The following is a 12,818-nucleotide window of genomic DNA, read 5'->3' as shown; positions in this document are numbered from 1 at the left end:
CGTGCGCCCGGACAGCACCGATGTGTCGTGCCCCTGCTGGACCGGACAGCCGACGGCCGCCGTGCTCACCCGAGTTCGGCCAGTAGAGCCGCGACTACCGACTCCGATGTGCCGGTCGTGGTGTAGCCGGCGGCGAACCGATGCCCACCACCGCCCAAAGACGTTGCGACCGTAGCGACATCGACGCCGTCCTGCGCACCGGGCGCACTATCGCGCGAACGCAGCGAGACGGTCCACCGATCCGCGACGGTGCGAGATTGTTTGAACACCGCGGCGACCCCGGCTTCGGCAGTGGTGCGGACGATATCGACCACACTCTCCACCTCTTCCGAGCGCACCCCATCGACATCCTCGCGGCGTACAAAGGCATATACCAGCCCGGTACCGCCACCCGCCTGCGGCTCCAACCGCGCCGTACCGAGCACCCGCGACAGCATCGGCAACCAGCCGAACGGATGCGTATCCATCAGTGACCGGGTGATTTCGGCGCCGTCGATGCCGGTGGCCAGCAACCGTTCGGCCAGCTGATGGGTGCCGGGCCGGACCCAGCGGAACGATCCGGTATCGGTGACCAGTCCGGCGTAAAGGCAATGTGCCACTTCGGAATCGATCGGCACCTGCCAGGCATCGAGCAGCCGGGCGATCAGACTCGTCGTCGACTCCGCGCCCGCGTCGATCACATTGATCGTCCCGAACCGGGTATTGGAGCGGTGATGATCGAGCACCAAAGTTGTTCGGGCTCCGGCCAATCGATCGGCGAGCGCACCGAGCCGGCCGGCACTGCCGCAGTCCACGGTGACGAGCAGATCCACCTCCGCCGGTACGTCGCCGGGCGGCACCAGATGCCGCACGCCGGGCAATGTCCGCATCGTAGCGGGCAGCTCGGCGGGTTCGGCGAACGACACCCAGACCGGAATGCCCCGACGGTGCAGCACCAATGCCAAGGCCAGCCCGCTGCCGATGGTGTCGGCATCGGGCTGCACATGACACAGGATGGTGACCGAACGGGCCGCGTTCAGTGCGGCAACGGCCGGTCCGAACTGGACCGCCGCATCGAGATCGACCCCCCTGGTACCCGGGTCGGCAGGCATCGTCGTCATCGCCTACCGCACGTCACTCGTCGGATTCGCGTTCGACCTTGTACGGGTCGGCGGCACCGGCATGGGTGGCGGTGGCCGCCACCTTCGCGACCGCGTCATCGGCGGCCCGCGCCCTGGCCAGCAGCTCCTCCATATCCCGCGCGGCGTCGGGCACCTTGTCGAGCACGAACGCCAACGTCGGGGTGAATTTCACACCGGTGCCAGCACCCACCTTGGAGCGCAGCACGCCCTTCGCCTTCTCCAGGCCAGCGGCCGCGGCCGCGTAATCCGGCTCCACGTCGAGGGTTTCGCCCATTACCGTGTAGTACACCGTCGCCTCGCGCAGATCGCCGGTGACCTTCGCATCGGTCACGGTCACGAAATTCAGACGCGGATCCTTCACCTCGTATTCGATCGCGGTCGCCACGATCGCGGAAATCCGCTTGGCGAGTCGGCGTGCCCTGGCTTGATCCACCATGGCTGAACCCTCCTCACTACTAACTCGTCAGTCCTCGGGTCCGAAGATCCTGCGGCGCACTGCCAGCAACTCTAACTCCGGACGTGCCGCGACGTGTCGTTCACATTTGTCGAGCACCTCGGTCAGATGGTCCATACCGGAACTGACCATGGCAACCCCCAGCAATGAGCGACGATGGCGGTCTTGTTCCCCACCCTCAGCAGCACTCACACCGAAGCGCTGCAATTCGGCCAGCACGGGCCGGATCACCGAACGCTTCTGCTTCAGCGAGTGCACATCTCCGAGCAGGATGTCGAACTCCAGTGCACCCAGGTACACCCAAGCCTCCCGTATCGATACCTACGAAATGATCGTCTCGGTGGTCCGGCACGGCATCAATACCGTGCCGGACCACCGGCACACGATCAGTCGCGCGGCTTCTCGCGCAGCTCGTAGGCCTCGATCACATCGCCTTCCTTGATGTCGTTGTAGGTCAACGTCATACCGCATTCGAAGCCCTCGCGGACCTCGGTGACGTCATCCTTTTCCCGCCTCAAGGTGGAGATCGTGACCGTCTCGGCGACCACCACGTTGTCACGGAGCAAGCGCGCCTTGGCATTGCGCTTGACCGAACCCGAGGTGACCATGCAGCCAGCGATATTGCCGACCTTCGACGAACGGAAGATCGCGCGGATCTCCGCCCGGCCCAGCTCGACCTCTTCGTAGATCGGCTTGAGCATGCCCTTGAGGGCCTTCTCGATCTCGTCGATGGCCTGGTAGATCACCGAGTAGTACCGAATGTCCACGCCTTCGCGGTTGGCCAGCTCGGTCGCCTTGCCCTCGGCCCGGACATTGAACCCGATGATGATCGCGTTCGATGCCGACGCCAGGTTGACGTTGGTCTCGGTGACGCCACCGACACCGCGGTCGATGACCCGCAGGCGCACCTCGTCGTCGATCTGGATGCCGAGCAGCGCCTCCTCGAGGGCCTCGACGGTACCGGAGTTATCGCCCTTGAGGATCAGGTTGAGCTCCGAAGTCTCCTTCAGCGCGGCATCCAGATCTTCCAGGCTGATCCGCTTGCGGCTGCGCGCGGCCAGTGCGTTGCGCTTGCGCGCATTGCGGCGGTCGGCGATCTGGCGAGCGATCCGGTCCTCGTCGACGACGAGCAGGTTGTCACCGGCGCCGGGCACCGACGTGAAGCCGATGACCTGAACCGGCCGCGACGGCAGCGCCGCGGCGACATCGTCGCCGTGCTCGTCGACCATGCGGCGGACGCGACCGTAAGCGTCGCCCGCCACGATCGAGTCGCCGACGCGCAGCGTGCCGCGCTGGATAAGTACGGTCGCCACCGGGCCACGGCCACGGTCGAGGTGCGCCTCGATGGCGACACCCTGGGCGTCCATATCCGGGTTGGCCCGCAGATCCAGCGCCGCATCCGCGGTCAGCAGCACCGCCTCGAGCAATTGCTCGATATTGGTGCCCTGCTTGGCGGAGATGTCGACGAACATGGTGTCGCCACCGTATTCCTCGGCAACCAGGTTGTATTCGGTCAGCTGCTGCCGGATCTTGTCCGGGTTCGCGCCTTCCTTGTCGATCTTGTTGACCGCCACCACGATCGGCACATCGGCCGCCTGCGCGTGGTTGATCGCCTCCACCGTCTGCGGCATGACGCCGTCGTCGGCGGCGACCACCAGGATCGCGATATCGGTGGCCTTCGCACCACGGGCACGCATGGCGGTGAACGCCTCGTGACCCGGGGTGTCGATGAAGGTGATGAGCCGGTCGCTGTCGCCGAGGTGGGTGAGCACCTGGTAGGCACCGATGTGCTGGGTGATGCCACCGGCCTCGCCCTCACGGACGTTGGCCTTGCGGATCGTGTCGAGCAGTCGGGTCTTACCGTGGTCGACGTGACCCATGACGGTCACCACCGGCGGACGCTGTTCGAGGTCTTCCTCGCCGCCCTCGTCCTCACCGTAGGTCAGATCGAACGATTCCAGCAGCTCGCGGTCCTCGTCCTCGGGGCTGACCACGTGCACGACGTAGTTCATCTCGCTGCCGAGCAGCTCGAGGGTCTCGTCGTTCACCGACTGGGTCGCGGTGACCATCTCACCGAGGTTGAACAGGGCCTGCACCAAGGCAGCCGGGTTCGCATCGATCTTCTCCGCGAAATCCGAGAGCGACGCGCCACGGGCGAGACGGATGATCTCGCCGTTGCCGCGTGGCAGACGAACGCCGCCGACCGCGGGCGCTTGCATGCTTTCGTACTCGGCGCGCTTCGCCCGCTTCGACTTGCGGCCACGACGAGGCGCGCCACCGGGACGGCCGAACGCACCGGCCGCACCGCCACGGCCACCGGGACCACCCGGACGACCGCCGCCACCGCCACCGGGACGACCACGGAAACCACCGGCCGCCGGAGCACCCGCACCGGCACCGGGGGCACCCGTGCCGCCGCCGCCCTGGCCACCGCGGTAGCCACCGCCACCGCCGCCGCCACCGGGACGACCGCCGCCACCACCCGGACCGCCACCGGGACGACCCGGACGGCCCGCACCTGCGCCGCCGCCGGGACCCGGACGGGCCGAACGTGCGGGCATGGCACCGGGATTCGGGCGCGGCGGCATCGAGCCGGGGCTCGGCCGCGGACCACCGGGACGCGGACCACCTTGGCCGGGACCCGGACGCCGCTCGCCCTGGGCGCCACCCGGACGAGGACCGGGACCGCCCTGGGCCGGACCCGGACGCGGCCCCTGGCCGGGACCGGGACGCGGGCCCTGGCCGGGACCCGGACGGGGTCCACCCTGACCGGGGGCCGGCCGCGGCGCGGGACGCTCACGATCGGGCGCGGAGGAGAAGGGATTGTTGCCGACGCGTGGGGCCTTCGGACCCGGCTTCGGTCCGGCCGCGGCCGGACCACCGGGACGCGGACCACCCTGCGCGGGTGCACCCGGACGCTGCTGACCGGGACGTGCGCCACCCGGTGTCGGGCGGGGTCCGCCCTGAGCCGGAGCGCTCGGCGCCGGAGCGGCCTTCGCGGCCGGGGCCGCCGGGGTCTCCTGGACCGGGGTGGTGTCCCGCGGGGCGGGCTTGGCCGCCGGACCGGGACGCACGGCCGGGCCGGGCCGGACCGCATCGGACGGACGGGCAGCCGGAGCCGCCGTCTCACGGGCGGCCGGAGCCGCCGGGGTCGCCGCCTGCGCAGGCGCTGGGGTACGTGGACCGGGACGCGGACCGCCTGCGGCGGGCTTCGCGGCCGGAGTGCTCGACGGTGCGGAACCGGAGCGCGCCCCGGACTTCGCAGCGCCGTTCGCCGGGGCGGACTTGCCTGCCACCGACTCGCGCAGTCGACGTGCGACGGGTGCTTCCACCGTCGAGGACGCCGACTTCACGAACTCGCCCTGCTCCTTGAGCCTTGCGAGTAGTTCTTTGCTCGTGACACCGAGTTCTTTGGCCAACTCGTGCACGCGGGCCTTGCCTGCCACTGCTCTCCTCACTGAGAGGTCGAGCAGTGCCTCCGCCTAGGGATGGCGGGCCCGCACGACCTCGGGTTATCTCCGATGGACGTTCATCGTTGGTGCTTCACGGTGTGCTCATGAGTGCTCGTGCCTGTTCTCGAGGTACTTCTCCAGGGCTGAGATATCCAGATTTCCGGACACTCGTAGTGCTCTGCCGAATGCTCGGCGTCGTTCTGCGGTGCGCAAACAAACCGAAACGGGGTGCAGCCAGGCACCCCGTCCGGGAAGTCTGCGCTGCGGATCGGGAACTATCGCAACAACCTCGGAACCGTCACCGGTCTCACAGTCCTGCGCCACGATCCGCAACAGATCGACGGCCAGCTCGCGCTTTCGGCATCCGATACACGTCCGCACCGGAGCCGCTCGACGTCGGTGCGCCGGGACTTGCTCGGTGGTGCGTTCGAACAAAGGAACCGAAGGCTCGTGCTGAACCTGACACCACTCTACCGCTGTCCCGCTCGGAACACCGAACCCCGTCCCTTTCGAAGTTACGAACATGTCATCCGATGGGCCCGATTGGCGGGAATCGGTCAACTGCGATGCGCCTCCGTCCGCACGCTGCCGCTGCCCGTATCCGGTGCGGCATCGCTACGGATATCGATCCGCCAGCCGGTCAGGCGAGCCGCCAACCTGGCGTTCTGCCCTTCCTTGCCGATGGCGAGCGAGAGCTGGAAGTCGGGCACGACCACCCGGGCCGCACGCGCCTCCGGATCGACGATGGTGACCGAGACCACTTTCGAGGGCGAAAGCGCATTACCGACGAAGGTCGCCGGATCATCGGCGTAATCGATGATGTCGATCTTCTCCCCGGCCAGTTCGCTCATCACATTGCGCACGCGCTGCCCCATCGGGCCGATACAGGCACCCTTGGCGTTGACACCGGGCACGGTGGTGCGCACGGCGATCTTGGAGCGGTGTCCGGCCTCGCGGGCGACGGCGACGATCTCCACCGAGCCGTCGGCGATCTCGGGCACCTCGAGCGCGAACAGGCGGCGCACCAGATTCGGGTGGGTGCGTGAGAGGGTGATCTGCGGACCGCGCGGACCACGGGATACGCCGACGACATAGCACTTGATCCGGTCGCCGTGCTCGTAGCTCTCCCCCGGCACCTGCTCGGCGGGCGGGATCAGCCCCTCGGTGCCGTGCAGTTCGCTGCCGATGCGCACCACCACGGTGCCGCGGGCATTGGCGCGGGCATCGCGCTGCACCACACCGCCGACGATGTCGCCCTCGTGAGTGGAGAACTCGCCGAAGGACTTCTCGTTCTCGGCATCACGCAGCCGCTGCAGCACCACCTGGCGCGCGGTGGTCGCCGCGATTCGACCGAAACCCTCTGGGGTGTCGTCCCATTCGGAGATCACATTGCCGTCGACGTCAAGTTCGCGGGCCATCACCCGGACCACGCCGGTCTTCTGATTGATATCGATGCGCGCGTTGGGCTGGTGGCCCTCGGTGTGGCGGTAGGCCGTGAGCAGTGCCGACTCGATCGCGGAGATCACGGTCTCGATCGAGATCCCTTTATCGGCGACAATCGCGCGCAGGGCTTCGATTTCGATGTTCATTCCACGATCCCTTCGGTCGGCGCATCGGACGCGTCTAATGATTCGGTTGGTGCATCGGTTGTTCCTCGGACATCGGTGGCGAGGTCCACCGCTTCCTCTTGTCCCGGCCGCGGACGGCCGGGCGCGACTCCGCCCGCGAGTTCCAGTTCCCGCGCGCCGGGTGGGTTGAACTCCACCTGGACGACGGCCTCGGCGATATCGGCCACCGGAACGTGCACCCGGTGCGGCTTGTTCTTGCCGCCGAGCACCAACGCCACTGTGTCGTCGGTGAGCATGCCGACCCTGGCCTCGAACTTGTCCGATGACTTGGGATCCGGTGACGGTGCACCAGCGCGGAGTTTGATCCGCACCTTGCGGCCCTGCGCGCGGCGCCAGTGCCGGTCGGCGGTGAGCGGACGGTCGATGCCCGGGCTGGTCACCTCGAGCAGGTAGGGGGTTTCGCCGAAATCGCCCGCCTCGTCGAGGACCTCGGACAGCTCGGCACTCAGTTTCGCGATCGAGTCGAGATCGGAGGCCGCGTCGCTGTCCACGATCACCTGCACCCGAACCCGCGCATCCACATGCGTGCCCGTCGTCGAGATCTCGACACCCTCGAGGTCGAATCCTCGGCGCTCGACGAGTCCAGCAACAAGCTGGCTCACCCTTTCCTCGGTCGGCATGGGCATGTGGGGCGGCTCCTGGTTCAGTTGTCAGACGGCTGATCTGTCCAGCGAACTGTGGGCAGTCGCTGGCGGAAAAATTTCTCTACCGAAGATCTAGCGTAACGCGCTCCGAGAGTGTAATGGACCAGCGGCCTCGAGCAAGTTTCCTGGCCACACGCCTGCGACACGGCGCGGCGGGTGCCGTGCCGACCGGACGGTAGGCGTGCGGCCGACCTTGCGGTAGATGCGCGGCCGGCGGTGCGGTGGCCGCTTGGTCGGTGGTGCCTCGTGAATCTGGCACGATGGTGCCGTGCCCATCCGCCTCCCCGCCCCGCCGCGCGCCGGGTGCACTTCCGGCATCCCCGAAGACCGGGACCGAGTCCAGCACAGCGACGCTGGCACCGGTCGCCCGAACATCGTCGACCGCCGGACCGCGCTGCGGCTGGCAGGCGGCGGTGCGGTGGGCGCACTGGCCGTCGGCGCGGTGGCCGGGTGTACGGACAAGAAGGTGTATGAACCCGATCCGCTTGCCGCACAAGAGGTGCTGGCCCTCGCCGACGCCGCGACTGCGACCGCGGCGATCGCCGTGACGCCACAGCGGCACGCCGCGCTGACCGCGATCGCCAGCGAACGCACCGAACACGCCGACGCGCTGCGCGCCGAAATCAACCGCGTCATCGGCGTTTACGGCGATGGGACCACCCCGGCGCACCGCACCCGGCAACCCGCCCCATCCGCCGCCGCCCCTGCGGCGTCCGGTACCGAAACAACGCCCACCCAGCCGGCGAGCATCGACGAGCTGCGCACGCGCCTCACCAAATCGCAGCAGTCCGCAGGCGATCTCGCCCACACCCAATCCGGTTACCGCGCAGGGCTATTGGCCTCCATCAGTGCGGCATGCGCGGCCCATGCGGGGGTCTTGCTCGCGTGAATCGTGCCGAACACCAAGCCTTGTCCGAAGCCGGGAACGCGCCCCCGACCGACATCGCCCACCGAGCTGCTGCCCGCTTTGCGCACGGCTCACCTCCTCAGGCAGAGATGAGCAGATGACCGAAGCCGAACGCCACGCCTTGCTCGACGCATTGCGCGCCGAATACTCGGCGGTATACGCCTATGGGGTGATCGCGGCCTATGCCGCCGCCGAGCGAACCCGGTTGGTCGCCCAGGACACCGCCGCCCATCGCGCCCGTCGCGACACCGCCATCGATGCGCTGCAGTTGGCCGGAGTGGCGGCGCCGCCGCCCGACGCGGCCTATGCCACACCGTTCCCGGTGAACGACCCGATCCCAGCCGCGAATCTGGCCGTCACGGTGGAAACCGACACCGCCGTCGCCTGGCGCTCGGTCGTCGAAAACGGCACCTCGGACCCCATCCGCCGGATGGGCGTCGACGCCCTCACCGAATGCGCCGTCCGCCTGGCCACCTGGCAATCAATCCTCGGCACCAACCCGCCCACCACCGCCTTCCCCGGCAAGGCCTGACCCTGCCCCACGCTTCCCAATGCCACGCGCCAATTCGCCGGACGCGGCAGGCCGAAGCAGACTCGACAACCACACCCGACACGGCAGGCCGCGCCGGGCACGTCGTACCGAGCCGGGCGCGGCCTACCGCAGTTGGGCGGGAATGTGGGGTTATGGGCGCATTTCGTAGGTGCCGTCGTAGGCGGCGACCTGGGTCCAGATGCGGTCGAAGCGGGGGCGGTCGGTTACCGGGGGACGCAGGGAGGAGGCGGCCCAGGCCTGTTGGCCGGGGGTGGCGGAGGGCTTGCCGTAGAGGGTGGTGGCGTAGCCGTTGAAGTCGCGGATCTGGAAGTCGAAGATCTGGTCGAGCATGTCGCGGTCCAGGCCGGTGATGGCGGCCTGCTCCAGGATCAGCTGGCCGTAGACCACCAGGGAGAACAGGTGGCCGATGGTCAGCATGAAGTCCAGGTCCTGCTGCTGGCCGGCATCGGGTGCGGCCGTGGTCAGCAGGGTGCGCAGGGCCTGGGCCTGCTCGTAGAAGCGGGCGACGTTCGGTACATCGGTGTGCTTGTCGTAGACCGTGGTCCAGTCGGCGAACTGCACCTTGCCCGCGCCGCGGGCCGGGCCTTGCCGGAAGAAGAACTCATCGTCGGCCGCGTCGTGCCGGGCGCCGATCTCCGGGTAGTCCTTCGGGTTGAACAGGTAGTTCGGCATGAACTTCAGGATCTGGCCGACATTGACGTGCACCGTGCCCTCCAGCCGGGGCAGCGTGCCGATATAGCGGGCGACCTGGGCGAAGTAGGTGTTCTTCTCGAATCCCTTGGCGGCCAGCACATCCAGTAGCAGCGTCATGACGGTCTCGCCCTCGGAGGTCACCTTGGACTTCGTCATCGGGTTGAACAGCAGATAGCGCCGGTCCTCGAGGCTGGCGCTGCGGAAGTAGTCGACGGCGCGGTCGCTGAACAGCCTCATCGCGACGATGCGCGCGTAGGCATCCACGAAATTCGTTCGCACATGCGGGAATTCGGTGACGGCCCGGCCGTAGAGAATGCGGTTGTTGGAGTGCGTGATGGCCTCGTAGAACGAGTGCTCGACCATGCCGATGCTGCCGTGGCACAGGTTGAACTTGCCGACGTTCACGGTGTTCAGCGCGGCGGAGAAGGCCTCGGGACCGGTGGACAGGATATCGGCGGCGGTCACCGGGTAGTCGTGCAGCGCGAAGGTGCTCACATACAACTGGCCGTGGATGACATTGTCGATGAGTTCATAGTTGTCGTGGCGACTGTCGGCGGCGAACCAGACATAGCCGTCCGCGCCGTCGATATCGGCGCGACGGGAGAACACCGACACCATCGATGCGACATTGCCATTGCCGATGTAGTACTTGACGCCGTTGGCGTGGAAGAGAATTCCGGCTTCGGCGTCCGCGCTGCCCGGTTCGGTCGGCGTCAGGATCAGATCGGTGTTGTAGATGTCGGCACCGTGGTCACGCTCGGACAGGCCGAACGCCATTACCTGACCGTCGACGAGATCGGCCGCGGCGCGCTTCTTGGCGGCCTCGTTATCGCTCTGCCAGATCGGGCCGAGGCCAAGGATGGTGACCTGTTCGGCGTACCAGTACGCCAACCCGTAGAACCCGAAGATCTCCGACAGCGCCGCATTGCGCGCACCGTCCCAGCGCCGGTTCTCATCGCCGTCGGCGTAGGCGGCGGGCGTCAGGAAGGTCGCGAACAGCTTTTCCTTCTTGACGAACTCGAGGAAATCCGACACCCACACCGCATCGGCATCATCGGCCAGCAACTGCCGCTTACCCCGCGATTCGAACCACTCGATGGTCGCCTTCAACAGCCGCCGCGTCTCGGCGTCGAACTGCTTCGGGTCATAGGTGGCGGGGTTGAACAACAACGCGTCGGTACTCGTCATGCTGTTAACTTACCAGCGGGTAACAGCAGCCTGGAGTGGGTCTGGCAATACCGCTGGCCACGAATCGTGCCTACGGAACCGTAGGTCAGGGCGGATATGAGAAGCCCGGACGACCCCGGCTGCTGTCATCATCAGCATTGCCGCAGTCGCCCGGGCTCGGCTATCGGTCGCCGAAGGCGGACCTATCGTTCGCCACGCACCTGCGCGAGCACCGATTCGACCACCGCATCGGCGGGGACCTCGATGGACTCCCCGGTGAAGCGATCGCGAATCTCGACCTTGCCCTCGGCCCAGCCGCGACCGACGACCACGATCAGCGGAACACCGATCAGCTCGGAATCCTTGAACTTCACCCCGGGCGATGCCTTGCGGTCGTCGAGCACGACCTCGAGTCCGGCCGCATCCAACAGTGCCGCGACCTGTTCGCCACCCTCGCGCGAGGAGTCGTCCTTATTGGCGATGACCACGTGCACATCAAACGGCGCGACCTCGCGCGGCCAGCGCAAGCCCTTCTCATCGTGCTGCTGTTCGGCGATGACCGCGACCATGCGCGAGACCCCGACGCCGTAGGAGCCCATGGTGAGCCGCACCGGCTTGCCGTTCTCGCCGAGCACGTCCACCTCGAACGCGTCGGTGTACTTGTTGCCGAGCTGGAAGATGTGGCCGATCTCGATGCCGCGCGCCGATACCAGGACGCCACGGCCGTCCGGCGAGGGATCGCCATCGCGCACCTCGGCGGCCTCGATGGTGCCGTCGGGGGTGAAGTCGCGGCCAGCGACCAAGCCGACGACATGTTTGCCAGGCTCGTCGGCGCCGGTGATCCAGCTGGTGCCGGTGCCGATGCGCGGGTCGACCAGGTAGCGAACACCATTGGCCTGCAGCGCCTTCGGGCCGATATAGCCCTTCACCAGGAACGGGTTGGCGGCGAAATCGGCCTCGGTGAGCAGTTCCACCTCGGCGGGTTCAACCGAAGCGCCGAGGCGCTTGTCGTCGATCTCGCGGTCGCCGGGAACGCCGATGCCGAGCAGTTCGGTCTTACCGTCCGGATGGCGCAGCTTCACCATGATGTTCTTCAAGGTGTCGGCGGCGGTGATGGGACGGTCGGCGATGCCCGTGCCATTGGCCCAATCCACCAAGGTCGCGATGGTCGGGGTGTTCGGGGTGTCGTGTACGACCGCGGCGGGCAGACCCTCGATCGGCCTCGATTCGGCAGCGGGCGTGACCACCGCTTCCACATTCGCCGCGTATCCGGACTCCCGGCACACCACGTAGGTGTCCTCGCCGACCGGACTGTCGGCGAGGAATTCCTCCGACGCACTGCCGCCCATCGCGCCCGAGGTGGCCGCGACGATGACGTACTTGACCTCGAGCCGGTTGAAAATGCGCTGGTAGGCCTCGCGGTGTGCGCTGTAGCTGGCCTTGAGCCCGTCCTCGTCCAGGTCGAAGGAGTAGGAGTCCTTCATGATGAATTCGCGCCCGCGCAGGATGCCAGCGCGGGGACGCTCCTCATCGCGGTACTTCGTCTGGATCTGGTACAGCGTGACCGGGAGATCCTTGTACGAGCTGTATTCACCCTTCACGGTGAGCGCGAACAGCTCCTCGTGGGTGGGGCCGAGCAGATAGTCGGCGCCCTTGCGGTCCTGCAGCCGGAACAGGCCGTCGCCGTATTCGGTCCACCGGTTGGTGGTCTCGTACGGATCGCGCGGCAGCAGGGCGGGCAGTGAGATCTCCTGCGCGCCGATGGCGTTCATCTCCTCCCGCACGACCTCCTCGACCCGCCGCAGCACCCGCAGGCCCAGCGGTAGCCACGAGTACACGCCCGGGGCGATGCGCCGCACATATCCGGCACGGACGAGGAGTTTGTGACTGGGCACCTCGGCGTCGGCGGGATCGTCGCGCAGGGTACGCAGGAATAGGTGGGAGAGGCGGGTGATCACGGACGACAGGGTAGTCGCTGGCCGAGCGATGTCTGCAAGGCATCGGCCCATTTCGGCGCGAGCGGGGTCCGTCGTTGCGCAGGCAACCGCCTCCGAGCCCTGACCGCTCACCGCTCCGCTCGCCGACAACCGAGTCCGCCGCACACCGACGCACGCTGACACATGGCATGCTCGCCGACACTTACTCACGGCACCGCCTCGCCGACACCCGACTCCGGCGCACGCCGCATTCATGGCACGC

The 12,818-nt window shown here is 67.5% G+C and carries 11 protein-coding genes; 2 read left to right on the top strand and 9 right to left on the bottom strand.

Annotation, left to right across the window (positions count from 1 at the left end; all coding sequences use genetic code 11):
- Positions 1–65: 65 nt before the first annotated feature.
- The 7 genes from ACWEO2_RS06380 to rimP form a co-directional block, all read right to left on the bottom strand.
- A complete protein-coding gene (locus ACWEO2_RS06380; protein WP_452404527.1) occupies positions 66–1,091 on the bottom strand; it encodes a DHH family phosphoesterase in 1,026 nt (341 codons plus the stop codon).
- A gap of 22 nt (positions 1,092–1,113) precedes the next feature.
- Positions 1,114–1,557, bottom strand: a complete 444-nt coding sequence (rbfA, locus tag ACWEO2_RS06375) for a 30S ribosome-binding factor RbfA (protein WP_354957838.1) — start codon at positions 1,555–1,557, stop codon at positions 1,114–1,116.
- Between the two features lie 27 nt (positions 1,558–1,584).
- The gene (locus ACWEO2_RS06370) at positions 1,585–1,875 is read right to left on the bottom strand and encodes a DUF503 domain-containing protein (protein ID WP_040693064.1); all 291 of its coding nucleotides are present in this window, start codon (positions 1,873–1,875) and stop codon (positions 1,585–1,587) included.
- An 86-nt stretch (positions 1,876–1,961) separates the two neighbouring features.
- Positions 1,962–5,021: a translation initiation factor IF-2 gene (gene infB / locus ACWEO2_RS06365; protein WP_452404383.1), complete on the bottom strand. Its 3,060-nt coding sequence runs from the start codon at positions 5,019–5,021 to the stop codon at positions 1,962–1,964.
- 108 nt (positions 5,022–5,129) lie between these two features.
- Positions 5,130–5,462 carry a YlxR family protein gene (locus ACWEO2_RS06360; RefSeq protein WP_355177652.1) on the bottom strand — a complete coding sequence of 111 codons (333 nt, stop codon included), beginning with the start codon at positions 5,460–5,462 and terminating at the stop codon, positions 5,130–5,132.
- Positions 5,463–5,584: 122 nt separating this feature from the next.
- Positions 5,585–6,616: a transcription termination factor NusA gene (nusA, locus tag ACWEO2_RS06355; RefSeq protein WP_452404382.1), complete on the bottom strand. Its 1,032-nt coding sequence runs from the start codon at positions 6,614–6,616 to the stop codon at positions 5,585–5,587.
- Positions 6,613–7,281 (bottom strand): ribosome maturation factor RimP, encoded by a 669-nt coding sequence (gene rimP, locus ACWEO2_RS06350; protein ID WP_452404381.1) that lies wholly within the window; start codon positions 7,279–7,281, stop codon positions 6,613–6,615. Before rimP ends, nusA begins: the two co-directional genes overlap by 4 nt.
- Positions 7,282–7,567: 286 nt before the next feature.
- Between rimP and ACWEO2_RS06345 the strand changes: the two genes are divergently transcribed.
- Together ACWEO2_RS06345 and ACWEO2_RS06340 are read left to right on the top strand one after the other, a co-directional pair.
- Positions 7,568–8,188 (top strand): hypothetical protein, encoded by a 621-nt coding sequence (locus ACWEO2_RS06345; RefSeq protein ID WP_452404380.1) that lies wholly within the window; start codon positions 7,568–7,570, stop codon positions 8,186–8,188.
- A 115-nt stretch (positions 8,189–8,303) separates the two neighbouring features.
- Positions 8,304–8,738 carry a ferritin-like domain-containing protein gene (locus ACWEO2_RS06340; RefSeq protein WP_452404379.1) on the top strand — a complete coding sequence of 145 codons (435 nt, stop codon included), beginning with the start codon at positions 8,304–8,306 and terminating at the stop codon, positions 8,736–8,738.
- 150 nt (positions 8,739–8,888) lie between these two features.
- Here ACWEO2_RS06340 and ACWEO2_RS06335 read toward each other — a convergent pair whose 3' ends face one another.
- Positions 8,889–10,640 (bottom strand): acyl-CoA dehydrogenase, encoded by a 1,752-nt coding sequence (locus tag ACWEO2_RS06335; RefSeq protein ID WP_452404378.1) that lies wholly within the window; start codon positions 10,638–10,640, stop codon positions 8,889–8,891.
- Between the two features lie 182 nt (positions 10,641–10,822).
- Positions 10,823–12,577, bottom strand: a complete 1,755-nt coding sequence (locus ACWEO2_RS06330) for a proline--tRNA ligase (RefSeq protein ID WP_452404377.1) — start codon at positions 12,575–12,577, stop codon at positions 10,823–10,825.
- Positions 12,578–12,818: the final 241 nt, after the last annotated feature.

Source organism: Nocardia sp. NPDC004278 (genome assembly GCF_053602975.1).
This window is presented reverse-complemented; position numbering and strand designations above follow the sequence as displayed.

Coding starts and splice junctions, on each gene's coding strand:
- ACWEO2_RS06335 (WP_452404378.1), bottom strand. CDS start 10,640: ATGACGAGTACCGACGCGTTGTTGTTCAACCCCGCCACCTATGACCCG.
- nusA (WP_452404382.1), bottom strand. CDS start 6,616: ATGAACATCGAAATCGAAGCCCTGCGCGCGATTGTCGCCGATAAAGGG.
- ACWEO2_RS06340 (WP_452404379.1), top strand. CDS start 8,304: ATGACCGAAGCCGAACGCCACGCCTTGCTCGACGCATTGCGCGCCGAA.
- ACWEO2_RS06380 (WP_452404527.1), bottom strand. CDS start 1,091: ATGCCTGCCGACCCGGGTACCAGGGGGGTCGATCTCGATGCGGCGGTC.
- rimP (WP_452404381.1), bottom strand. CDS start 7,281: ATGCCCATGCCGACCGAGGAAAGGGTGAGCCAGCTTGTTGCTGGACTC.
- rbfA (WP_354957838.1), bottom strand. CDS start 1,557: ATGGTGGATCAAGCCAGGGCACGCCGACTCGCCAAGCGGATTTCCGCG.